Here is a 22,561-nt window from a genome sequence, read left to right as displayed (position 1 = left end):
AAAGTCCCAGAATATATTTCTGAGACTTTTTTTCGTCCGGTCTAATCCAGTAATTTCGCCACGAGCTTTACCGTCGAAATGCAGTCCATCAGGCCGTCGACCTGACGGGATTCGGAAATACCCGTCTTGCACCACAGGGCGAAATGCTCGCAGTTGTTTTCCAGCAAATCGTAGGATTTCTCGCCAATGCGCCGCCTAGCCCTGGCTATGGTAGACCGGGGCGTATACAGATGAAACTGTTCTTTCGGCTCTTCTTCGCCGACGATAGCTTCCAAGGCCGAGCGAAACATGTCCCACCACGAGTCATCCTCGTCGTCTCGATGGTCGTCCTCCGAAAAATCGCATACATAATAGGTTTCATCGCCGTCTAAAAACTCCTCCATGGAAGCCTCGTGGATGCAGGCCTCGTCAGCGTCAAACTTGAATTCGCCCTTCGGCGGCGCATAATGTATGACCCGGTCGTGGCCGACATATACGCCGAAATGGCGAAACAACCCTCGGTCTACGAATATGACGTCGCCTGCCTTTGCCTTCTTCTTTGCCATCGTTTCTACCTTCCTGTCTGTCCCATTGCGCTAGAGCCGCCGCTCAGCGCCTGCTTATCTCTATTATATCATATCGACTCAACCATAAACGCACAAAAAAACGCGGCCCCTCTGCCGGGACAGCCGCGTTTTGCCTTGCTTATAGAATTTTCGAAAGGAAGGACTGTGTCCGTTCTTCCTGAGGATGGAAAAAGATATCATCAGGCTTGCCTTCTTCGAGGATATAGCCGCCGTCGATGAATAAGACGCGGTCGGCCACTTCACGGGCAAAGCCCATTTCATGAGTAACGATAGCCATGGCCATGCCTTCCTTGGCCAGGTCCTTAATGACGTCCAGTACTTCCCGGACCATTTCCGGGTCGAGAGCCGACGTCGGTTCGTCGAAGAGCATGAATTTCGGCTTCATCGCCAAGGCGCGGGCAATCGCCACGCGCTGCTGCTGGCCGCCGGACAGCGTGCCCGGGTAGGCATCCTTCTTATCGGCCAGGCCGACCTTTTCCAGAAGCTTAATCGCCGTTTTTTCCGAGTTTTCCCGCGATTCGCCTCTTGTTTTCATCGGTGACAGGATGATGTTTTCCAGTACGGTCATATGAGGAAACAGGTTGAAGCGCTGGAACACCATGCCGACTTCCTTGCGGATGTTGTTGATGCTCTTGGCGTCGCTCATGCTGATGCCGTCGACGATAATTTCGCCGGCCGTCGGTTTTTCCAGATAATTGATGCAGCGCAGGATCGTGCTCTTGCCGGAGCCGGACGGGCCGATGATGACGACGACTTCCTTATCGTGTATGGTCAAATCGATGCCCCGCAGGACATCGTGCTTGCCGAAGCTTTTTTTCAATCCTTTAATTTCTATCATCCGTTGCAAACCTCCGTTCCAAGAAGCTGACGAGCTGGGCGATGCTCAGGGTCATGATTAAATACAGGGCCGCGACGGTCATCCAGATTTCAAAGGAGCCGTAGGTCTTTGCGATAATGAGCTGACCGCGGCGCGTCAATTCTTCAAAGCCGATGACCGAAACCAAGGACGTTTCCTTGGTCATGGAAATGAATTCGTTGCCCAAGGGCGGGATGACATTTTTAAAAGCCTGAGGCAGGATGATGTACCGCATCGTCTGCATCCACGACAACCCCAGGGAACGGCCTGCTTCCATCTGTCCCTTATCGACAGCCTGAATGCCGGCACGGAAGATTTCCGATACGTAGGCGCCGCTGTTGATCGAGCAGGCGGCAACGGCGGCGACAAAGGGATTGATGCGCTCGCCGATAATCATAGGCAGGGCAAAGTAAATCAGGAAGATCTGTACCAGCATAGGCGTACCGCGGATGATATTTACATAGCAAATCGCAATGACCCGCAGGATCTTAATGCTCGACAGGCGGCAGACGCTGGTGATCAGGCCCAGGATAAAGCCTAAGGCCACGGCAATAGCCGTGATTTCAATCGTAACGGCAGCACCGGTGAGCAGCAAGGGCAAGGAGTCTATAATAAGACTAAAATCAAATGACATAAAAAACACTCCTATTCCGCAACAATATGCATAAAACATGCAATTACCAGATAAATTATACCTTGACCTATTATAATTGCATTTTTATGCGTTGTCAACGCATTATTCCCTTATCGGCCCAACATATGAACAAGTTGGTACATATTATCGCTGATGGGGAAATGGAAATGCGGCGCTTCGGAATACGGCGTCGCGGCGATGCGGCGGCCAATGAGTCCGATAACGCAGTTATATGTTCCCGCCAGCAGGGAATCAATGGCTTTCTGAGCGTATAAGCCAGCCATGGTAGCGTCGAGGGCGCTGGGCGCGCCGCCGCGCTGTACATATCCGAGAACGGTCAGATTCGGTTCGAGATAGGTGTGCTCTTTGATGTAATCCACGACATCCGTTCCCTTAGCCGCACCTTCCGCAACAACGACGATGCTGCTCAGCTTGCCGATACGGTGCGATTCCGCCAGATGTTCGCACAGGCGCGGCAGGTTGACTTCGTGTTCCGGCACGAGGACGGCTTCGGCCCCTGATGCCATGCCGGCGTACAAGGCGATGAAGCCGGCGTTGCGGCCCATAACTTCGATGACGGCAACCCGTTCATGAGACGACGCCGTATCGCGGATTTTATTGATCGATTCGAGAACGGTATTGACCGTCGTATCGAAACCGATGGTGTACTGGGTTCCCATCATGTCGTTGTCGATAGTTCCGGGGATAACCATCGTTGGAATCCCGCAGTGGCTCAGCGCCTGGGCACCGCGCATGGAGCCGTCGCCGCCGATGACGACGAGGGCGTCGATTTCCAGGGACCGCAGGTAATCTGCCGCTTCCTTCTGCACGTCTTTTTCCATAAATTCCAGACAGCGGGCTGTGCGCAGGATCGTACCGCCGCGGTGGATGATGCCGCCGACAGTCCTGCGATCCAAGGTTATCGTTTCATGACGAAGCAGTCCTTCGTAACCGCGGATAATCCCTTCAACAGCCAAACCCTTTTCAATCGCATAGCGCGTTACGCCGCGAATAGCCGCATTCATGCCCGGGGCGTCGCCGCCGCTGGTCAATACGCCGATTTTACTAATCATAATGACATCATACTCCTTTTTCTCTGGCAATAAACTGCACTTTCTTTTCTTCTATCTTCTGGACAATCGTATCAACGATTTGCGATGCTCCGCCCCGCGTCGTATCGACGACACAATCGCAGTAGGGATAGATTTCTTCCCATTGGCGCATCATGTTATGGACAAATTCCCGTAAGTTGTCGTAATCGACGGTAGGCCGCTTCCCGATGTGGCGGCTCACCCGTTCTTCCACGCGGAACGGCTCCGACAAAAGGGCGATAATGAAACCATGGCGGTGTAAAATACGGTAGGTCTCTATACTCATGGGAAAATTGCCGCCAAAGGAAATAACCGCTTCGTGATAGCGGCTGACCTGCTGCAGGACGTTGAGCTCCCGTTCGCGAAACCCCTTTTCGCCGGCATGGGCGTAAAATTCGGCAATAGTCATGCCGACGGCCCGTTCGATACGCCGGTCCGTGTCGACAAACTGCCAGCCCAGCCGCTGGGCCAGTTTTCGTCCTATATGACTTTTGCCGCTCCCCATCATGCCTACGAGAACAATATTCCGTTTCATCGTCGCACCTCCCTTGCTTAGTATTCTCCATCTTTGGGTACGCTTTCTATTATAGCAAAATTTTTCTATCTTGCCACATGAAAATGATAGAAAAAGGCGCATTTTACATATAATTTCTTTCAAAAATATGTAAGATGCGCCTTGTATTTCTTTTTGGTCCCAATGATACTGCCGGATGACCGACGGACGAGGCGGGCTGTTCGCGACCCTGCGGGGGACGAAATGTCTACCCTACTCCGGGTAAATGCGGAACCATGCCGCATACATCGTCGGCAGGACTAGTAAAGTCAGCACGGTCGCGCCGAGAAGGCCGCCGGCAATGGCCACGGCCATCGGTCCCCAGAAAATGCTGGTCATGAGGGGAACCATGCCGAGAATCGCCGCCGCAGCCGTCAGCATGATCGGGCGGAACCGCAGGACGGCCGAGTCGATGACGGCGTGCCACGGGTCTTCGCCGGCAGCCAAATGCTGCTTGATCTGGTCGATGAGGATGACCGAATTGCGGATAATCATGCCGCCCAGGGCTAATATACCCAGGTAAGCCACAAATCCCAAAGACTTGCCGAGCAGCAGCATGGCAACGGCTACGCCGACGATGCCCATAGGAGCTGTAATCAGGGTCAGGGCCATGAGAGAGACGCTGCGGAGCTGGATCATGAGCAGGGTCATGATGAGCAGCACCATGTCCGGCACGGGCTTGAGCAGATACCCCAAGGATTTCTGGCTGTTTTCCAAATCGCCGTCTATTTCAATAGAGTACCCGAAGGGCAGACAGCTGCGAATGGCCGCCGTGTCATCGTAGGCCTTCTGCGTCGCATCGTTGGCCGTACCGGAGCGGATCGTCCCTTCGACGGTAATAGTCGGCTTCAAATCGCGCCGCCAGATAAGGCCCTCTTCGGCACCGTAGGAAATCGTCGCCACCTGCTCCAGCGGCACGTAGCCCGCCGTACCGGCATAGACGGGCAGGCTGCGGATACGGGATAAATCATTCCGCCCGTCCGGCGAAAGGCGAAGCTGGATAGCGATAGTCTTATCGGGAGCCCCGTAATACTCGGCAATCGTCGCGCCGCTCAGTTCCGTATACAGCGTCTGGGCAATGGTCTGGCCTGACGCGCCCATAGCCCGCAGCTTGTCCTGATCGAGGCGGACTTGGACGATTTCGCTCTTCTGCTCCCAGTTGAGGAAGACCTGGCGGACGTTCGGGTCCTGCCGCACCGCGTCGGCAGCTTGGGCGGCGTAGGCCTTCACCTTGTCGACGTCATAGCCGGACACGCGCAGCATGATGGGATAATCCGAAGGCGGCCCCAGAGGGATGCTCTTGATATTGCAGCGCACGCCGGGCTGTCGTTCTTCTATTTCGCGCCGTATATCCTCGGCTAGGGCTTCCCGGCCCTCTACGTCGGACGCTACGACGACGAACTGGGCGTAATTGTCGGCCGGAAGGACGGGCTCCAGAGTCAGAACGAAGCGGGGAGCTCCTTCGCCGACATAATAAGAATAATTTTTTATCTGGCCGGGCTTCGTATCCAGATACCGGGCCAACGCAGCTGCTTCCTTTTCCGTCGCCGCCAGCGACGAGCCTTCCGGCAAGGTCATTTCAACGATGATTTCCGGCCGCAGGGACGGCGGAAAAAATTCCTGGGGAATATACTTCATCAGCCCTGCCGAGGCAATACACAACACCGCCGTGCCGCCTATAACGGCCCGCCGATGAGACAGGCACCATACGAGAACGGCGCGGAACCCATCGTAAAAGCGGTTTTGGTACAGCGTCTCTTCCGTCTTAACCTCTTTCACCCGGATAAGATAGTACCCGAACAAGGGCGCAGCCATGACCGACACGAGCCACGACAGCACCAGAGCCGACAAGATAACCGGGAACAAGGCCTGACAAAATTCCGATGCCGCGCCGTCGGAAAAGGCCACGGGGATAAAACCGGCGCAGGTGACGAGGGTCCCCGTCAGCATGGGCTTGGCCGTCACCTTAAAGGCATGACAGGCCGCGTCGAGACGGTTCATGCCCCTCTCAAGCTGGACGCTCATCATTTCCACGGCGATGATGGCGTCGTCGACGAGAAGGCCCAGGGAAATGATCAGGGCCCCTAAGGATACCTTGTGCAGGTCAATGCCGGCCACTTCCATGACGCAGAATACGCCCGTCAGGACCAGGGGAATACAGCAGGCTACGACAAGGCCCGTCCGCAGGCCCAGGCTCAGGAAGCTGACGGCCAGCACGATGAGGATAGCTTCGCGGAGGGTATCGACGAAATCGTCGATAGATTCCTCGACGACCTTAGGCTGGTCCGATACCTGATGGAGCTCCATGCCGGCCGGTAAATTTTGCTTGACGTACTGCTGCATCTCTTCCAGATTGCTTCCCAGCTCCAATATATTGCCGCCGTTTTTCATAGATAAAGCAATGCCTACGGCAGGTTTACCGTCGAAAAACATCTTCGGGTCCGCCGGCTCCGTATAGCGCCGTTCGACAGAGGCGATGTCGCCGAGACGGAACAGGCGGCCGTTGGCGTTGATGGGCAGGTTGCGGATGCTTTCCAAATCGTCGAAAACGCCGCTGACGCGTAGGTATACGTTGTCCGATTCCGTATCGACCATGCCGGCCGGCGTCATGGCGTTCTGCCCGCTGACGGCGTCGGAAATAGCCGTCGGCGGAATTCCCAGCTCGGCCAATTTATCGTTGGCAATTTCTATATAGACTGCTTCCGACTGCTCGCCGACGAGCTCTACCTTGCTCACGTCCTCGACGGTCAGCATGATGCGGCGGATTTCCTCGGCCTTCTGCCGCAGCTCTTCATAGGAGTAGTCGTCGCCGGTCACGGCATACACCGAGCCGTATACATCGTCAAAGCGGTCGTTGAAAAACGGCCCGACGACGCCGTCAGGCAGCTCCGATTTCATGTCTTCCGTCAAGTTTCGCACCTCGTGCCACGTGTCGCGGATGGTGTCCCGCGGCGCCTGGTCAGTCAGGTACACGTAAATGACCGTCTGGCCGGGGCGGGAATAGCTTTTCAGGTAATCGAGGTTCGGCGTATCCTGAAGCTTCTTTTCGATTTTATCCGTCACCTGTTCTTCCATCTGCCGTGCCGTCGCGCCGGGCCAGGCGGCGGTGACGACCATTTGCCGCACCGTATAGGCCGGGTCTTCCATGCGGCCCAGCTTCATATAGGAAAAAACGCCGGCAATGGCGATGACGATGATGAAATACCAGACGAGGGTTCTGTTTTTAATAGCCAGTTCCGATAAGTTTCTCATGTGCCCTCACCTTCCGTCCGTACCTTCTGCCCTTCGCGCAGCATGTGGACGCCGGCTGTGACGACGACGTCGCCGGCGGCAACACCCGTCACGGCGACGGTATTATCGCCGAAGCCTTCGACGGAAACGGTCTTCAAGGACAAGGTCCCGTCTTTGCCGACGACCCAGACCTGCGGTGCATCGCCTGTCTGGTACAGGGCAGATAAGGGCAAGGTATACGAGCCGCTCCCGTCTGCCGCGCCGACATGCACGCTGGCCGTCATGCCCAGCTGCATGCCTTCCGGAGGCGACGGGACGGCAACGCGCACGGCGTAGGTACGGGAAGCCGCATCAGCCATGGGCGATACTTCCCGTACTGTCCCCTGAGCCGTCTGACCGGGCAGGGCCCAGAAGGAAAGGGTTACAGCCTGTCCGACAGGGAATTCAGCCAGCTTGTTTTCAGGCACGTCGATCTGCACCTCCAGTTCGCCCGAATGAACGAGGGTCAGCACAGTCTGGCCGGCGGCAACGACCTGCCCTACTTCGCCAGAAAGAGCTGATACGACGCCGTCGGCGTCAGCCGTCAAATTCGTATAGGACAGCTGGTTCTCCTGAGCCTGCTGCAGAGCCGCAGCCTGCTGGTATTGGGCAGCCGCCTGGTCGTAAGCCGTCTGGTACTGGTCGAGGGCGGCGGCGCTCACGGCGTCCTGGGAAAAGAGCTGCTTGTAGCGGGCCAGATTGGCTTCGGCTAATTGAAGCTGGGCTTGGGCCGCATTGACCTGGGCCTGAGCCTGATATACGGACTGGACGACATCCTTTGGGTCCACCGTCATGAGGACGTCTCCGGCATGGACGACGCTACCAAGCTGGACGTTGCGCGCCGTAATGCGTCCTCCGGCCTGAAAGGCCAGGGCGCTTTCATAGCGGCCCCGCACCGTGCCGGAGTAAGCGCCGGCTGCCCTTTCAGCTTCAGCGCCGACGGTAACAGTGCGGACCAGCTGCGGTCCTTCCGTCTGCGCCGGCTGCTGGCCGCATCCGGCCGCCGCTGCGGCAAACACGACGAGAGCCGCGACGTACAGCCACGTTTGCGATGCCTTCATATGTCATCCCTCCATTTCTCCGTCCCTTGCATCCCACGTCAGGACAGCAGCATTCTGCGCCGCCTGCTGCAGCCCCTGCAAGGTAGAGGCCAGCATCCTTTCATCCATATTCCGAGTCAGGGCCTGAATCCATACTTCCGAAATGTGCAGCAGTCCATCCCGTGCCTGCTGTCCCTGCTCCGTCAGATAAATATATTTAAAGCGCTTGTCCTTTTCATCCTGCCTGCGCCGTACATAGCCTTTTTCTTCCAGCGATTTGACGCAGCGGGCGATTAAGCCTTTGTCGACGGATAATTGCCTGCTCAGCTCATCCTGGCTGCAGCCGTCGCCGCGGTACAGCTCGACGAGCAGCACATATTCGCTGTAGCCGATGCGCCACGGCCGGCAGGCGTCGGTAATATAAGCCTGGGAACGGCGGTTCAGCACGCCGAAGGTATATCGTATCTGCGAGTAATCCATAGGTAAGGCCTCCTTTTCGCCAACCATTCAGTTGACTTAATCAACTATCTATATATAGTATAACAGAGTTATCCCATTGGCACAAGAACAAACAAGCCTGTCCTTCCCCCTATATCGTCATCACGGGGAAAGACAGGCTTTACGAATACATATATTGATGAAGTCAGGCGTTCCGCGTCAGCTTGTACAACAGGGCATTGCAGATCGCCGCGGCGACGTTGCTGCCGCCCTTGCGGCCTTTAGCGGCGATATAAGGCGCCCTGCCGGCCATAATAAGCTCCTTGGCATAGACGACGTTGACGAAGCCTACGGGAACAGCAATGACGAGCTCCGGCCGTATGTCTCCCTGCTCCATGAGCTCATGAAGGCGGATGAGGGCTGTCGGCGCGTTGCCGACGGCGATGATGACCGGCCCCTCGAGTCGGCAGGCCTTGTCCATGCAGGTGGCGGCCCGCGTCGTCCCCTTGGCCTTTGCTTCAGCAGCTACGTCGGCGTCGGCCATAAAGCAAACCTTGCGGCAGCCCAGCTTGTCGAGAGCGGCCTGGCTGATGCCCGTACAAGCCATGTTCGTATCGGTCACGATAGTACAGCCTTGCCGCAACGCAGCCAATCCCCGCTCCACGGCGGCATCGCTGAAGCGCAGCGTCCGGGCGTAATCAAAATCGGCGCTGGTATGGATGACCCGCTTAATGACGTCCTTTTCCATAGGCGGCAGGCAGATTTCCCCCAGCTCCTCTTCGATGATTTCCATGCTGCGCCGTTCGATGTCGGCCGGCAAAATATGTTCAATCTTCATGATGGCGTTCCTCCCTGTACATACGGCATGCGGCGACGAACCGGCGGGCCCAGTCCGGATTGCCCCAGAAATGAATGTGCGGATACGCCGCAACAATGCGGCCTTCGCTGTGCCCGCAGGGCCACGATCGCCTTCCCGACGCCTTTCGGGCCGTAAAGGCAGCGCCGTTGTCCGTGCTGTCGGAATAATGAAATTCGTGGGCGCAGATGGTATCGCCGCGGCGGCAGAGCATCGTATCTTCTTCGGCTGTCAGCGTGACGTAGCCGAATCGGGTCAGGTGATCCGTCATCTTCGAACTTCCCGGCAGGACGCCGCACCAGGAAACGGATTGCTCTCCTGCGGAAAATTCTTCCAACAGGTACATAAAGCCGCCGCACTCAGCAACACAGGGCATGCCATCTGACAAAGCCCGTTTTAAACTGCCCTTCATCGCGGCGTTGGCTGCTAAGGCTTCTGCGTAGAGCTCCGGATAGCCGCCGCCGAGGTACACGCCTTCGCAGTCAGGCAGCCTTTCGTCGTGGAGGGGACTAAAATATACCAGCTCCGCTCCCAGCTGCTTCAGCAAGGTCAGGCTGTCTTCATAATAAAAGCAGAAGGCTTCGTCCCTGGCCACAGCGATGCGGGCAGGCCCTGCCGGCTCCAGCACAGGCACTTCGTACGGCAAAGGCTGCGCTGACCGGGCCAGGGATACGAGAGCGTCCATATCGACAGACTGCATTGCCTGCTCGGCCAGCGCGTCTATTTTACTTCGGAAATCTTCAATCTCCCCGGCTGTGACCAATCCTAAATGGCGGCTGGCAAAGGCGCAGCCGGCCATGTCGGGAAAACAGCCGAAGGCGGTCAGTCCTGTCTCTTTCTCCCACGCGTCCTTAAAGTAGGCGTACACGCCGGGCTTGACGTGATTGACGATAAACCCGGCAATCCGGCTGTCCCGCCGGAAGGCCGCCGTCCCCTTGATTTGAGCCGCCAGGGACAGTCCCGCGCCGGAGCCGTCGACGACGAGGACGACAGGCGTATTCGTGACCTTAGCCAAATCATAAGCACTGGCCTCGCTCGTCGTGCCGACGCCGTCGTAATAGCCCATGGCTCCTTCCAATACGGCGATATCTGCGCCGTCGCTGCCTGAGGCCAGCAGATAGCGGGCCGTCGCCGCCCCCTGCCCGCCTCTTCCGAATAAAAACAAATCCAGAGTATGAGACGCTGTCTGGAGGACGCGGCTGTGAAATAAGGGGTCGATGTAATCGGGGCCGCTCTTAAAAGCTGCCGCCGTCAATCCCATCTTCTGCAGGGCCCGCAGAAGCGCGCAGACGATGGTCGTTTTGCCGCCGCCGCTTTTAGGGGCGGCAATCATCAGCCGCGGCGTCCTCGTCTCCTTCATAGGCGTCCCTCCTTCGGCAGCGCCGTCAGGATATAGACGGGATTTTGCCCCGTCATCATGTGGTACGGGCCGACGCGCCGGCTCTCTGCCGCGCTGAGCTGCGTAATATCCAGCGTATATCGGGTCTCATCTTTATAATAGGCCGTAATGTCGGCCAGCGTCTCGATGGTAATAGCCGTCATGACGATGCGGCAGGCCGCGTTTTTTCCGTATATGCCGTCCAGGATATTCGCCATCTTTCCCTTCGTGCCGCCGATAAAGGCGCAGTCCGGCGCTGGAATAGGCTCCATCGTTTCGGCGGCGTCGCCCGGGACGATGGAAACGTTTTCCACGGCGAAGCGGCGGCAGTTTTCCTGCACCAAGGACAATGCCTCTTCGTCGATTTCAAAGGCGTATACCTGTCCGAAAGGAGTCTGGCGAGCCAGCTCGACCGTGCAGGACCCCGTACCGGCTCCGATATCGTACACGCAGTCACCGGCCTGCGGCGCCAGATGGGAAACGGCGACAGCCCGGACGGAACGCTTGGTCATAGGCGCGCCGCCGCGGACAAAGGCATCGTCGGGCAGGCCATGGACCGGCGTCGTCGTCGGCAAGGGATGATCGTTGTATATCATCATGACGGCCAGGCCGCCAATATCCTGCCCCGCCATCTCGTCCGCCGTGCCGGACAGGATTTGCTCGTCTCCATAGGATAGATTCTGTCCAACATCGACGCGGACATGGCCCAAACCGGCCTGACACAGCTCCCGGCAAATCAGAGATACTGTATCGCTGCCGCCGGTCAGGCAGAATACCTTCTGATGGCCGTATACGGCGGCGGCGACAGACTCCCGGCGGCCGTGCCGGCTGACGCAGTATGCGTCGTGCCATGGCGTCCGCACCTTGGCGGCAAAATACGCGAGGCTGCTGATACCCGGGCAAGATATGACCGTACAGCCCGGAATGTCTGTCAGCAGCCGACCTAAACTAAAAAAGCCGACGTCGCCGGACACAACGACGGCCGCCGGCCCGTCTCCGTCTTCCATAGACGCTAGGACGCGCCGTATTTCCGACGGTTTATACGTTGAAATTATGTTCTTTCCCAAGGAGGAAAAGGCCTCGGTCATGCGCCTGTCGCCCAAGATAACCCGGCTTTCTTCGACAGCCCGTTTCCCCTGTATCGTCAAAAAATCAGGATGTCCCGGCCCCATGCCGACGATGTATACCTTCATGCCCTTTCCTCCCCGCAAGCTGCCTGCCGCAGCCGTTTTATTACGTCTTCCAATGAAATTCCCCTTTCCGCCGTCCGCTTCACGACGATAAGGACGGCGCCGGCCCGACGGGCTCCTTCTTCCTTTTCGCCATAGCCGCCGGCCTGCCCTGAGTCCTTGGTGACGACATAGGCCGCCTGGGTCTGGGCAAACATTGCGGCGTTCAGGTCGGCCGAAAAGGGACCCTGCATGCAGATAATATGGGCCGGGTCGTAGCCCAGAGACAGGGCTCGCTCCAGCGACGACGGCAGAGGCAGGATGCGCAGGTACATGCGCTCCCTGTAATCGGGAACGGCGGCAAAGATATCCAAATCCTTGCTGCCTGTCGTCAGGAATATCCTTCCCGTCGTATGGCTCAGCATGTCCGCTGCCTCTTCCATCGAGTCGACCGTGACGACGCCGCCGTGCTCCGTACAGGGCCGGACGACGCGGCAATAAGGAACCCTCCCTTCCCGACAGGCGGCTTGTATGTTGTCTGTCACTGCAGCGGCATAGGGATGGGTCGCGTCGACGGCCAGCCGTATATGATACTCGCGCAGAAAGGCAATCATAGCCTGCCGGTCCATGCGCCGCCGGACAATGCGGATATGATCGGCCTTCGGCAGCAGGGCCGCGCCGTAGTCCGTCGCGACGGACACGTATACCGTCAGAGGCAGTCCCGCCGCGTATTCCGCCAGCAGCCGACCTTCCGTCGTGCCGCCGGCAATCCAGACGGCCGTCACAGGACGTACCCGCGCGGCGTCACCATCTTGTCCTTCAGCACTTTGGTCTGGCTGTTGCCGATAAAGACAGTGGAAAACATATCCAGCACCATGTCCTGCAGCTGTGTCAGCGTCGTGATTTCCGCCGTCTCGCCGTCGCGGCCGATATGGCGGACGATGCCGGCCGGCGTATTCTTCGGCCGATAAGGCAGGATAATCTGACAGGCCTTGCGCAGGTAGCCGGCCCGTTTTTTGCTGGCCGGATTGTACAGGACGATGACGAAATCGCCTTCAGCGGCGCAGCGCAGGCGCTTTTCAATGACCTCCCAGGGCGTGAGCAAGTCGCTGAGGGAAATGAGGCAAACATCGTGTGTCAGAGGCGCGCCCAGCAGAGCCGCTCCCGAGCAGGCCGCCGTCACGCCGGCCACGACGACGACGTCGATGTCATCGCAGTCCGCCGCCATTTCATGCATGATGCCGGCCATGCCGTACACGCCGGCGTCGCCGCTGGAAACGAGGGACACGATCTTGCCTTCGCGGGCCTTGTCTATGACCAGGCGGCAGCGGTCTGCTTCCTTCGTCATGCCCGTATCCAACAGTTCTTTATGAGAATATTCCTCTTTTATCAGTCCAATATACGTAGTATATCCGATAATGCAGTCGCAGCGGTCCAGCACCTGACGGGCCTCGGCCGTCATGCCGGCAGGGCCGCCCGGCCCGATGCCGACGACATACACCGTATGCTTCATACCTTGTCCTCCTTCTTGCCGAACTGGACGACGTATTCTTCGCAGGCAATGGCTACAGTCACGCCGTCGCGGCCCGATTTTTCCAGCAGCAGCCGGCCGCCATGGCTGGATAAGACAGCAGCCCGCTCGCAGACGTTGTCCGTGCCGACAACGCGGCGCACAAACCCTGACGAAATGAATTTTCCCGGCGCGTCGTTGAGCTGCCGCGCCGTATAGTAGCGTACCGGCAGATGGCGTGCCCGGGCAAATTCCGTAATGCCTGCTTCGTCCCTTTTTATATCAATCGTGCTGACATCGGCTACGGCGTCCCAGCTCAGGTGGAGCCGTTCCATATCTTCACCGACGCGGCGGGCAATGAAATCGGCGCTCGCGCCGCGGCGGCAGCCTACGCCGATATGCAGGATCGGCGGACGGGCCACGACGGTCACGGCAAAGGGACGGCACTCGTCCTTTACCGTAACGGCCAGACCAGCCGGGCCCTGCCCAGCCTGCACCAAGCTGGCCGGCACGTCGCCGCTTAAGGGAAAGTCGCTGTACAATCCAGCCTGTCCCCGTTCGAGAAGCGCCGCGGCGAAGGCCTTGGCGTCGCTCAGGGACGACAGGCGCAGTCCCTGCACCGCCGCCCATTCGTCGACGGCAAAGAGATTGTTGACATCCGTCGCCGTCGTGATGACGGCATGGCCGCCCAGCCCCTTCGCCAGATACCGGGCGATGTTGTTCGCCCCGCCGATATGGCCGGATAACAGGGGAACGACGTATTCCCCTTTTTCGTCGACGACCAGCACGGCCGGGTCCTTCTCCTTGCCCCGCAGCTGCGGCGCGACAGCGCGCACAGCGATGCCTGCCGCACCGACGAAGACGAGGGCTTCGGCATTTCGAAAGGCCAGGCGGACACTTTCGGCTACATTCAGGGGAAAGGGCCGCAGCACGGCCGGATTCATAGGAATAAATTTATTCATCGTTTCATGGGTTACGACGAATCCCAATTCAGATAACACGGGGCCGATGCGCAGGCTCAGCGCCGTCCCCGCGGCGGTAAATGAAAAAACGACTGCTTCCATACCAATCTGCCTCCTCGTACGGGCATACCTTGCCGTATCCGGGCCGCCTTATTTCGTCTTTCCTTGGCGGTATCCATGGGTAAACGCAGGATCATATAATAAGCTTCTGTCATAGGCGCCGCCGAGAAACTCACCGACGAGGATGAGCGCCGTCTTGTCGATGCCCTGTGTTTTGGCCGTCTCGGCCAGCGTGCTGACAGTGCAGCGGCAGACCCGTTCTTCCGGCCACGACGCCTTGTAGACGATCGCTGCCGGCGTCTGTCCGTCGTATCCGCCTTTCTGCAGCTCCTCCTGCAGTCCTTCCAGCAAGCCGGCGCTGAGGAAAATGACCATCGTCGCCTTGTGGGCGGCATAATCGGCGATTTTCTGCCGGTCCGGCACAGGCGTACGCCCTTCCATGCGCGTGATGACGACGGACTGGCTCACGCCAGGCAGGGTGTATTCGGCCTGCAGGGCCGCCGCCGCTGCACAGAAGGAGCTGACGCCGGGCACGACGTCGAAGGCAATTCCCTTTTCCGCCAGGATATCCATCTGCTCGCGGATCGCTCCGTATACGGACGGGTCGCCCGTATGCAGGCGGACCGTGACCTTTCCTTCCGCCTCGGCTTGTTCCATGACAGAAATGACCTCTTCCAAGGTCATGGATGCGCTGTTTTTCACGACGCATCTCTCTTTAGCATACTCCAAAAGAACCGGATTCACCAGAGATCCGGCGTAAATAATGACATCGGCCTGTTCCAGCAGGGATTTTCCCCGCAAGGTGATCAAGTCGGGCGCGCCTGGTCCGGCGCCGATGAAATGTACCATGGCAGCCTCCTATTCCTTGACCAGAACGACGGAAAAATACGGCCCGTCTTCTGCGTCCTTCAGCGACGTATATATCTTCTCCCCGGCCATGCCGCACCGCTCGACCATAGACGCGGCGTCCAGCCTGCCGGCGGCGGCCAAATCCTGTTTCAAATCAGCCAGCGGCCCCGCCGGCTTCATGACGACCTTGCTTCCGTCCATGGCCAGCAATTCCCGGCGGTCGCTCCGATTTCCGGGAATAATCGTCAGCGTTTCGTCCCTTTCGCACAAGGGCCGTCCCAATCGGGCCGCGGCGGCGCAGAAGCTGGGCACGCCGGGGATGATCTCCGTCTTGTAGCCGTGTTTCTCGACGATGCGCTGGACGTACAGGCTTGACGCGTAGATCGTCGGGCAGCCTAGCGTAATGAGAGCCACGTCCAGTCCGGCCGCCAGATTTTCTTCCAAAGCCGACGCGCCGTCTGCATGGGCTTTAGCCAGAGCGGCTTCGTCGCGGGTCATAGGAAAATCGATGTTCAATATGTCTTTTCCCTGCAAATCTACGTCGGCCATCGCGGCGACGGCCTGCAGCAGAATGTCCTTGGCCGTCCCTACGCCGGCCCGTCCCTGCGGAGCAGCCAGTACCGGGCAGGCTTGAATTCGTTTTAATGCCTTGACCGTAATGAGCTCCGGGTCGCCCGGCCCGACGCCGATGCAATATAAGGTTCCCTTCATCATGGTATCTCCCTTGTCGTATGATGTAAAAGCAGCTTCTTCGCCCGGCTCGTACAGCCCAGAACGCCGTACGTATTAGAAAATAGGACGGCGCCGGTCTGCACTTCGCCGTGAACGCGCTGCTCCATATAATATTCTATCTTTTGGCACGTAAAAGCCATGACGGCCTCCCGCAGTCCTTCCTGCGTCAGGATGCGCACGGCTTCGTCCGTCGTCACGGCATCGTACACGGCCTGACCCGTCCGTCGGGACGCGCCGCACAGCATAGCCGCCAGAGACAGAAAGGACGTGCGCCCGTCGGCATAAGCCGAATGCGTATTCATAATCCCCTGGGCCACCTTGACCAGCTTGCCCAGATGGCCGATGAGCAGGATATCCTCAAAGCCGCAGTACAGGCCGTAGTCCAGGAGCTCGCCGACGTAGTTGCTGATCGTCACCCGCCTGGACACGTCAACGCCCAGCCGGCTGCGGCTGAAATCAACGCCGTAGTTGCCGAAGAAGGCTAGCAAATGCCTGTCACCGGCAGCCTTGCGGGCGTCCATTTCCAGCCGTATCGTGTCGACCAGAGCTTTCTCGCTCATGGGCTCGACGATGCCTGTCGTCCCTAAGATGGACAAACCGCCGACGATGCCCAGACGGGGATTGAAGGTCTTCTTCGCCACCGCTTCGCCGCCGGGAATAGAAATCGTCACGGCAAAGCCGCCGCCATAGCCGCAGGCCGTCTTCACGTCTTCCAAGGCCTGGCAAATCATGCGGCGCGGCACGGGATTGATAGCCCATTCGCCGACAGGGCAGGCAAGGCCCGCCTTGGTCACCGTGCCGATACCCTCTCCGCCTCGAATGTCGATACCTTGATCTGTCAAGGCCACGTCGGTATAGACGAACAGGCCGTTTGTAATATCCGGGTCGTCTCCGCCGTCCTTGACGACGGCGCAGCGCGCCCTGCCGGGATGTACGGCGCTGTCATGGATTTCCAAGGTCAGTACAACGCCCTGCGGCGTCGTAATCGATACGGCGGCTGCGGCCTCTCCCGTCAGGGCCATATGGGCCGCAGCCTTCGCCGCCGCAGCGGCGCAGGAACCCGTCGTATAACCGCAGCGAAGCTTTTTGCCGCCTGTTACGGAAAATAAATCCATAGACTCCTCCTTATCGTTCCAATCCCAGAGGAATCAAGGCCCTGCGGCCATCTGACGTCTGTACCAGCTCGGCCTGTACGCCGAAGACGCGGCACATCAGGTCCGGCGTCAGCACGTCGGAGGTACGTCCTGTACAGACGATTTCTCCGTCTTTCATGACGATGGCCTGCTGCGTGTACTGCAGGGCCTGATTCATATCGTGAAGGACGACGACGATGGTCAGTCCTAATTTTTCGTTTATATGGTTCAGAAGGCGCATCATGTGCAGCTGATGGCGCATGTCTAAATACGTCGTCGGCTCATCCAAATATAAAATCGACGACCGCTGGGCTAACAGCATAGCCAGCCAGACGCGCTGCTGCTCACCGCCCGATAACTGCTGAACCACGGCGTTGGCCTTGTCTTCCAGCCGGACGGCATGCAGGGCCTTTTCCACATACAATTCGTCCTTCGGCGACGCCGGGCGGTAAAACGTCCGATAGGGAAACCGCCCCATGCGCGCCAATTCGCGGACCGTCATGTCGTCGGGAGCCTGATGCAGCTGAGGCAGCACAGCAATATGACGGGCCAGCTCCCGCCGGCTGAAGGAAGTGATGTCCCGTCCGAAAATAGTAATCGTCCCCTTGTCCGGCCGCAGCATGCGGCTCATGGTCTTGAGAAGCGTACTCTTGCCGCAGCCATTGGGCCCGACGACGGCCGTGATGCTGCCCGTTTCAATGGAAAGGGTAACATCGCGCAGGATATCCCTGCCTCCTAGGGAAAGGGACAGATGCTCTGCCGAAACGGCGTAATCCATGGCTGTCACACTTCCTTCCGCAGGAGAAATAAAAAGAACGGCGCGCCGATAAAAGCCATGATCAAGCCTGCCGGCAGTTCGACCGGCGCGAAGATCACCCGGGCCAGCGTATCGCTCAGCGTCACGACGGCCATGCCCAGCAAGGCCGAGCCGGGAATGATATAGCTGTAATTCGTGCCGACGAGAAGGCGCACCATGTGCGGCACGACGAGGCCGACAAAGCCCAGCAGGCCGGCTACGCTGACCGAGCTGGCGGCCAATAAGGCGGCCACTGCCGTGAGCAGCACCCGGGCCAGCTCAATATTCAGTCCCAGCGCCCGGGCCATGTCGTCGCCGAGCTGCAGGACGTTGAGGTAATAAGCACCAATCAAAGCCAGCAGCAAGCCGGCGCACCAATAGGGCGCGACGACGGCCGCTTCATTCCAGCTGGCCGCCGAAAAACCGCCGACCATCCACAACAACGCGCCGTGTACCCTGTCGCTGTAAAATACGAGAATCCCCGAAATGCCGGCGCTCAAAAAAGCCGAAACGGCTACGCCGGCCAAAATAATCCGTACCGGCTTGATGCCGTTTTTCCAGGCCAGGGCGTAAATCGCTCCGGCCGCCGCCATCGCCCCGAGAAACGCCACGGGTGTCATGAGATAGGTCATGGCCGGAAACAGGACGAGAACGGCGATGCCTGTAATGCCCGCGCCGGCAGAAATGCCGATAATATGCGGGTCTGCCAGAGGATTGCGCATGACCGCCTGTAAGATAGCTCCGGCTACGGCCAGATTCGACCCGACCATGGCTCCCGTCAGCGCCCGGGGCAGGCGCAGATTCCACACGATCTGGTCTGCCGTCTGGGCCATTGGATTCCATAAAATAGAAAGCACCTGACCGGGAGGAATCACCGCCGCTCCCTGGGCAACAGACGCGACGACGCCGGCGAGGGCCGCCGACGCAAAAAGAGCCAGCATGAGGCAGCGCCAGGCCAGGCGGTTGCGCGGCCCTATCATGAGAAGGCCTCCGGATAGGCAAGCCGGGCCATATAGGCTACGGCGTCGGGATACTCGAGGCCGGGATTCAGGAGGAAGTACCGCTCAGGCAAAACGTATACCTTTCCTTCCTTTACGGCCCGCAGCGTCGCCCAGGCCGGATTCGACATGACATCCTGACGAATCCGCTCTTCTATTTTTTCCGCCGGCCCCATAGAGGTGAAGAAGATAATGTCGGGATCCTTTTCCGCCAGCGCTTCCATGCTGTAGGGAACCTTTTCCATCGTTCCGCTGGTCTGGGCGTCGGCGGCGACGTTATCCAGATGAAGCATTTTGGCCGCGCAGCCGGCAATGCTGGTTTCGAGCTGTACCGTCACCGAGCTGGGCGTCGCGTGGATGATAGCGACTTTTTTATGGTCCTGCGGCGCTTTGGCGACGATGGCCTCTATGGCCTCATCCATTTCCGCCGCCCGAGCCTCGGCCGCCTCTTTCTTGCCGTAAATCGTCCCGAAGACGGCTAAATTCCGCTTTACGTCGTCATAGGTCTTGCTGCGCAGGGCGATGACGGGAATGCCGTTCTGCTCCAGCAAGGACACCAGCTTTTGGTGCTGCACCTCGCTGGCTACGACCAGATCGGGCTGGAGCTCGATGATTTTCTCAACGCTCACGTTGTACACAGGCCCTACGTCTGGCACCGCTGCATATCGCTCAGGCAGCTCAGCGTCTTCGGCCTTGACCGTCGCCCGGCCGGCCAGCTCGCCGTCGAGGGCGTCGGCCATATTCAATAGGGACGTAGACAGGACGACGACGCGCCGGGGCTTCTCTGCCAGCCGTACGTTCCGGCCCATATCGTCCGTAATGACAGCATAGGCCCCGTCAGCCTGCCCGCTTCCCTGGGCCGTCGCGGCGTTCTGCGGCGCGCAGCCGGCGGCAAGCAGGGCAACCAAGCACAAACACAGACCGGCCCAAAGAAACCACCGTTTCGTATGCATCCTATCCCCTCCTGTCATCTGCTAAAAGCTGTATTTCGCCCCAGCCAGCCAGAACCGCCCGGCCGACGGGTAATCGTGGTACATGTCGTACCCTTCGTTGGTCAGGTTATTCACTTGGGCGTATACGGTAAAATCTTTCGTAACGTCATAGCTTACGCCGAGATTCCACGTCACGTAGGAGCCGTGCATGTAGTAATCGTCGTCGCGGCCCGTGCCGGCGTTCATGGTCATATTGACCTTCCAGGCCTTGTTGTGAAAATGCAGGCCTGCATGGTAGCCGTTGGGGCGGTTGAATGATTCGTCGGCATGCATTCCCTTGCCATCGCCTTCATCAATTTTCGTATGAATATAAGAATAGCCTAATTCATAATCCCACTTGTCGTTGATGGTCTTATTCATAGAAATTTCTACGCCGCGCTTTTCTTCTTTATTGAGATTGCGTACATAAGATTCTATCTCTCCTCTATCCCAGCGAATTGCGTTGGTCAAGCTACTACGGAAGAAATTAACGTCAAACTGAGTTTTTTCATCATATTGATATGTAATACCAAAATTCTGCGTATATCCTGTTTCAGCCTCTAAATCAGGATTTCCATACGAAGTTTTAGTATAAGAATTACCATGTTCATCTTTTTTTGGGGTTTCTAAATAATAATACAAATCATTCAGTTTCGGTGCGGCAAAAACGCGGCTCCAATTCGCATACACATTCCATTTTTCATTAGGCTGATAATTCATGGCAATGCGCGGCGTCTTGTGGAAGCCGAACTCGCTGTTGTCGTCCAAACGAATGCCCGGCGTAACATTCAATTTACCGAAAGTCATGACATTTTCCAAATAAACGGCCCGGTTTGTCCGTTCTTTATCAATATATCCCGAGGACACATTGGTTCCCTCATCCTTCGTCCATTCTACGCCGGCCGTCAGCACATTGTGATCGTCCAGCTTCCAGCTGTTTTCAGCCTGTACACCCTGATAGCGGGAATGGAAATGGTAGGTCCAAAGATTTTTGGAATAGTTATTGAAATAGCGGATAAAGCCCGGCGTATCGCCGTCTTCACCAAAGGTATACGTAAGGCTGTAGTTGTTGTTCAGCCGCTCAATCCGCTTGTTGGCCGTAATCGTCTGCAAGCCCGGCTGTTCATCGGAGTCGTCGAAGGTCGAGCCATGGCCCTGAAAATTCGTATGAGTAGCCCAAAAGGTCAAGGAGCTGCTGTCGTTCAGTTTCTGGTCGATGCGGGCCGTCAGGGAATCCTTATTGTAATCGCCGCGGCTTTCATCCGTATCGTATCCGTCGTCGTTGAACTGGTAATACTTCCGATGGCACAGGCTGCCCGTGACGTACCATGACGTATTGCCGCTGGAGCCGCTCGTCGTCAGGGAATAATTGTGCGTTCCCCACGAGCCCGTATTGACGTCCAGCGTCGTCCGGTTTTGACCGCCGCGTTTCGTAATGATGTTGACGACACCGCCGACAGCGCCGCTGCCGTAACGGACGGACCCGCTGCCCTTGGTCACTTCAATTCGTTCGATGTGGTCGACGCCGGGCAAGGTCTGCAAATCGACGGTCCCACGGCCATAGGCGGCGCTCTGAGGGTTCGTAATAGGCTGGCCGTCGACGAGGACGAGGACCCGGTCGTCGCCGTTCAGGCGGATGTAGGCCGACGTTCCCGGCACCTGTTCCGTCACGGTGACGCCATTTACCTGTTCCAGCGCCGTCTGCACGTCGATATATTGATTGCGTTCCAAATCTTCCGCCGTAATGACCGCCGTGTTCGACTGTTTTCCCTGCAACGCCTGAGCCGTCAGCACCGGCTGATAGCGATCAGCCGTTACGACGATTGTATCTGTATCTGCGTCCGTTGCCGCCGCGCCGACAGGTATGCTTCCTGCCAGCGACAAGCAGATCAGCGAAAGCAGCGTTTTATGTGATGTCATATATATGCTCCTTATATACTATATAGTACCATTAACGTATTCGAAAGGGAATATTCAGCTCTCTTTCCGAAGCTACAGCCTGACCGTAGCTGTTCTGCGCCGGTTCGTACACGCAGCCGTAGGCGATCTGCACGGCCGCCTCGTCCATGGCCGCATATCCCGACGAAGCGGAAACCGACGCGCTGGCGACGGAGCCGTCCGCACTGACGACGATGTGAACCGTCACGGTTCCGCCGATATTTTTCCGCCGCAGTTCTTCCGGATAGTAAGAATTCACGTCGGGCACCGATACGAGGCGGGCTTTCGTCGCCGGCCGCAGTCCGTCGCCGCCGGGAATACCGACAGCGCTTCCGCCGGAGCCGGGCTCGCTCCCCGAACCAGACGCTCCCTGCCCTGCGCCGCGGCCCTTTCTGTCCGACGAAAGTCCTTGCCCAGCCGCGGATTGCGTCTTATGAGCCGCCGCGATTTCCTTAGCCTGAGCGGCGTCGACGCCCGTCTCGGCCATGATCTTCTGTACCTCCCGCTGTTCCTGCACCTCTTCGGTATAGGACTCGTCGATGGCCGGCATCGGGCTGGCCGGCGCTTCATACGTCGGGCCGCTGTCTCCGCCGCCCAATTTCGGCAGGTTGTTTACCGAATCTTCATTATATACCGTCACGTCGATTGGCTCGGCCTGGGAACGGGTCTGGATAAAGGTGAACACGCCGGCCGCCGCCAGTACGACGAACAGCGCCCCATGGACGGCCAGCGAGACGAACAGAGCCAACCTCTTATCCTTT

Annotated in this window: 22 protein-coding genes; all 22 read right to left on the bottom strand. The window is 58.0% G+C overall.

The window, feature by feature from the left end:
* Nucleotides 1–41: 41 nt before the first annotated feature.
* The 22 genes from E0L13_RS09205 to E0L13_RS09100 all read right to left on the bottom strand — a co-directional run bounded on the left by E0L13_RS09205 (nt 42) and on the right by E0L13_RS09100 (nt 22,548).
* Nucleotides 42–545, bottom strand: coding sequence for a lecithin retinol acyltransferase family protein (locus tag E0L13_RS09205; RefSeq protein ID WP_168061957.1), 504 nt, complete (start codon nt 543–545; stop codon nt 42–44).
* A gap of 139 nt (nt 546–684) precedes the next feature.
* Entirely contained in the window at nt 685–1,404 is a 720-nt protein-coding gene (locus tag E0L13_RS09200) for an amino acid ABC transporter ATP-binding protein (RefSeq protein WP_168061955.1), read from the bottom strand.
* Nucleotides 1,391–2,056 carry an amino acid ABC transporter permease gene (locus E0L13_RS09195; RefSeq protein ID WP_087478689.1) on the bottom strand — a complete coding sequence of 222 codons (666 nt, stop codon included), beginning with the start codon at nt 2,054–2,056 and terminating at the stop codon, nt 1,391–1,393. The genes E0L13_RS09200 and E0L13_RS09195 overlap by 14 nt, the downstream gene beginning before the upstream one ends.
* A 110-nt stretch (nt 2,057–2,166) precedes the next feature.
* A complete protein-coding gene (locus tag E0L13_RS09190) occupies nt 2,167–3,129 on the bottom strand; it encodes an ATP-dependent 6-phosphofructokinase (RefSeq protein ID WP_087478688.1) in 963 nt (320 codons plus the stop codon).
* Nucleotides 3,130–3,136: 7 nt separating this feature from the next.
* Nucleotides 3,137–3,682, bottom strand: a complete 546-nt coding sequence (locus E0L13_RS09185) for a shikimate kinase (RefSeq protein ID WP_154877039.1) — start codon at nt 3,680–3,682, stop codon at nt 3,137–3,139.
* Between the two features lie 231 nt (nt 3,683–3,913).
* On the bottom strand, nt 3,914–6,952 hold the full coding sequence (locus tag E0L13_RS09180) for an efflux RND transporter permease subunit (protein WP_168061953.1): 3,039 nt from the start codon (nt 6,950–6,952) through the stop codon (nt 3,914–3,916).
* Nucleotides 6,949–8,031, bottom strand: coding sequence for an efflux RND transporter periplasmic adaptor subunit (locus E0L13_RS09175; RefSeq protein WP_168061951.1), 1,083 nt, complete (start codon nt 8,029–8,031; stop codon nt 6,949–6,951). Before E0L13_RS09175 ends, E0L13_RS09180 begins: the two co-directional genes overlap by 4 nt.
* A 3-nt stretch (nt 8,032–8,034) precedes the next feature.
* A complete protein-coding gene (locus tag E0L13_RS09170; RefSeq protein WP_168061949.1) occupies nt 8,035–8,490 on the bottom strand; it encodes a MarR family transcriptional regulator in 456 nt (151 codons plus the stop codon).
* 163 nt (nt 8,491–8,653) lie between these two features.
* The gene (locus E0L13_RS09165; RefSeq protein WP_168061947.1) at nt 8,654–9,286 is read right to left on the bottom strand and encodes a precorrin-8X methylmutase; all 633 of its coding nucleotides are present in this window, start codon (nt 9,284–9,286) and stop codon (nt 8,654–8,656) included.
* Nucleotides 9,276–10,664: a cobyrinate a,c-diamide synthase gene (locus tag E0L13_RS09160; protein WP_206081606.1), complete on the bottom strand. Its 1,389-nt coding sequence runs from the start codon at nt 10,662–10,664 to the stop codon at nt 9,276–9,278. Before E0L13_RS09160 ends, E0L13_RS09165 begins: the two co-directional genes overlap by 11 nt.
* Nucleotides 10,661–11,875 (bottom strand): precorrin-6y C5,15-methyltransferase (decarboxylating) subunit CbiE, encoded by a 1,215-nt coding sequence (gene cbiE, locus E0L13_RS09155; protein WP_168061945.1) that lies wholly within the window; start codon nt 11,873–11,875, stop codon nt 10,661–10,663. The genes E0L13_RS09160 and cbiE overlap by 4 nt, the downstream gene beginning before the upstream one ends.
* Nucleotides 11,872–12,636 (bottom strand): precorrin-6A reductase, encoded by a 765-nt coding sequence (gene cobK, locus E0L13_RS09150; RefSeq protein ID WP_168061943.1) that lies wholly within the window; start codon nt 12,634–12,636, stop codon nt 11,872–11,874. Before cobK ends, cbiE begins: the two co-directional genes overlap by 4 nt.
* Nucleotides 12,633–13,364: a precorrin-3B C(17)-methyltransferase gene (gene cobJ / locus E0L13_RS09145; RefSeq protein WP_168061941.1), complete on the bottom strand. Its 732-nt coding sequence runs from the start codon at nt 13,362–13,364 to the stop codon at nt 12,633–12,635. Before cobJ ends, cobK begins: the two co-directional genes overlap by 4 nt.
* Nucleotides 13,361–14,425: a cobalamin biosynthesis protein gene (locus E0L13_RS09140; RefSeq protein ID WP_168061939.1), complete on the bottom strand. Its 1,065-nt coding sequence runs from the start codon at nt 14,423–14,425 to the stop codon at nt 13,361–13,363. Before E0L13_RS09140 ends, cobJ begins: the two co-directional genes overlap by 4 nt.
* Nucleotides 14,426–14,473: 48 nt before the next feature.
* Nucleotides 14,474–15,232 carry a precorrin-4 C(11)-methyltransferase gene (gene cobM / locus E0L13_RS09135; protein ID WP_168061937.1) on the bottom strand — a complete coding sequence of 253 codons (759 nt, stop codon included), beginning with the start codon at nt 15,230–15,232 and terminating at the stop codon, nt 14,474–14,476.
* Nucleotides 15,233–15,241: 9 nt separating this feature from the next.
* Nucleotides 15,242–15,943, bottom strand: a complete 702-nt coding sequence (cobI, locus tag E0L13_RS09130; RefSeq protein ID WP_206081605.1) for a precorrin-2 C(20)-methyltransferase — start codon at nt 15,941–15,943, stop codon at nt 15,242–15,244.
* A complete protein-coding gene (gene cbiD, locus E0L13_RS09125) occupies nt 15,943–17,079 on the bottom strand; it encodes a cobalt-precorrin-5B (C(1))-methyltransferase CbiD (protein WP_168061933.1) in 1,137 nt (378 codons plus the stop codon). The genes cobI and cbiD overlap by 1 nt, the downstream gene beginning before the upstream one ends.
* Nucleotides 17,080–17,089: 10 nt before the next feature.
* Nucleotides 17,090–17,875 carry an ABC transporter ATP-binding protein gene (locus E0L13_RS09120; protein ID WP_168061931.1) on the bottom strand — a complete coding sequence of 262 codons (786 nt, stop codon included), beginning with the start codon at nt 17,873–17,875 and terminating at the stop codon, nt 17,090–17,092.
* Nucleotides 17,876–17,880: 5 nt separating this feature from the next.
* On the bottom strand, nt 17,881–18,873 hold the full coding sequence (locus tag E0L13_RS09115) for an iron ABC transporter permease (protein WP_168061929.1): 993 nt from the start codon (nt 18,871–18,873) through the stop codon (nt 17,881–17,883).
* A complete protein-coding gene (locus E0L13_RS09110; RefSeq protein ID WP_168061927.1) occupies nt 18,870–19,844 on the bottom strand; it encodes an ABC transporter substrate-binding protein in 975 nt (324 codons plus the stop codon). Before E0L13_RS09110 ends, E0L13_RS09115 begins: the two co-directional genes overlap by 4 nt.
* Nucleotides 19,845–19,865: 21 nt before the next feature.
* Nucleotides 19,866–21,782, bottom strand: a complete 1,917-nt coding sequence (locus E0L13_RS09105) for a TonB-dependent receptor (RefSeq protein ID WP_168061925.1) — start codon at nt 21,780–21,782, stop codon at nt 19,866–19,868.
* A gap of 31 nt (nt 21,783–21,813) precedes the next feature.
* Nucleotides 21,814–22,548, bottom strand: coding sequence for a TonB family protein (locus E0L13_RS09100; protein WP_168061923.1), 735 nt, complete (start codon nt 22,546–22,548; stop codon nt 21,814–21,816).
* Between the last annotated feature and the right edge of the window lie 13 nt (nt 22,549–22,561).

It is taken from the genome of Megasphaera sp. SW808 (assembly GCF_012027795.1).
In the GTDB taxonomy this organism is placed as follows: Bacteria; Bacillota; Negativicutes; order Veillonellales; family Megasphaeraceae; genus Megasphaera; species Megasphaera stantonii.
Note: the sequence above shows the minus strand (reverse complement) of the source record. Positions and strands in the feature narration are given on the sequence as shown.

Coding starts and splice junctions, on each gene's coding strand:
- cobJ (WP_168061941.1), bottom strand. CDS start 13,364: ATGAAGCATACGGTGTATGTCGTCGGCATCGGGCCGGGCGGCCCTGCC.
- E0L13_RS09205 (WP_168061957.1), bottom strand. CDS start 545: ATGGCAAAGAAGAAGGCAAAGGCAGGCGACGTCATATTCGTAGACCGA.
- cobI (WP_206081605.1), bottom strand. CDS start 15,943: ATGAAGGGAACCTTATATTGCATCGGCGTCGGGCCGGGCGACCCGGAG.
- E0L13_RS09165 (WP_168061947.1), bottom strand. CDS start 9,286: ATGAAGATTGAACATATTTTGCCGGCCGACATCGAACGGCGCAGCATG.
- cbiD (WP_168061933.1), bottom strand. CDS start 17,079: ATGGATTTATTTTCCGTAACAGGCGGCAAAAAGCTTCGCTGCGGTTAT.
- E0L13_RS09180 (WP_168061953.1), bottom strand. CDS start 6,952: ATGAGAAACTTATCGGAACTGGCTATTAAAAACAGAACCCTCGTCTGG.
- E0L13_RS09195 (WP_087478689.1), bottom strand. CDS start 2,056: ATGTCATTTGATTTTAGTCTTATTATAGACTCCTTGCCCTTGCTGCTC.
- E0L13_RS09105 (WP_168061925.1), bottom strand. CDS start 21,782: ATGACATCACATAAAACGCTGCTTTCGCTGATCTGCTTGTCGCTGGCA.
- E0L13_RS09115 (WP_168061929.1), bottom strand. CDS start 18,873: ATGATAGGGCCGCGCAACCGCCTGGCCTGGCGCTGCCTCATGCTGGCT.
- E0L13_RS09190 (WP_087478688.1), bottom strand. CDS start 3,129: ATGATTAGTAAAATCGGCGTATTGACCAGCGGCGGCGACGCCCCGGGC.
- E0L13_RS09110 (WP_168061927.1), bottom strand. CDS start 19,844: ATGCATACGAAACGGTGGTTTCTTTGGGCCGGTCTGTGTTTGTGCTTG.
- E0L13_RS09185 (WP_154877039.1), bottom strand. CDS start 3,682: ATGAAACGGAATATTGTTCTCGTAGGCATGATGGGGAGCGGCAAAAGT.
- E0L13_RS09140 (WP_168061939.1), bottom strand. CDS start 14,425: ATGGAAGCAGTCGTTTTTTCATTTACCGCCGCGGGGACGGCGCTGAGC.
- cbiE (WP_168061945.1), bottom strand. CDS start 11,875: ATGAAGGTATACATCGTCGGCATGGGGCCGGGACATCCTGATTTTTTG.
- E0L13_RS09170 (WP_168061949.1), bottom strand. CDS start 8,490: ATGGATTACTCGCAGATACGATATACCTTCGGCGTGCTGAACCGCCGT.
- E0L13_RS09175 (WP_168061951.1), bottom strand. CDS start 8,031: ATGAAGGCATCGCAAACGTGGCTGTACGTCGCGGCTCTCGTCGTGTTT.
- E0L13_RS09200 (WP_168061955.1), bottom strand. CDS start 1,404: ATGATAGAAATTAAAGGATTGAAAAAAAGCTTCGGCAAGCACGATGTC.
- E0L13_RS09160 (WP_206081606.1), bottom strand. CDS start 10,664: ATGAAGGAGACGAGGACGCCGCGGCTGATGATTGCCGCCCCTAAAAGC.
- E0L13_RS09120 (WP_168061931.1), bottom strand. CDS start 17,875: ATGGATTACGCCGTTTCGGCAGAGCATCTGTCCCTTTCCCTAGGAGGC.
- cobM (WP_168061937.1), bottom strand. CDS start 15,232: ATGGTACATTTCATCGGCGCCGGACCAGGCGCGCCCGACTTGATCACC.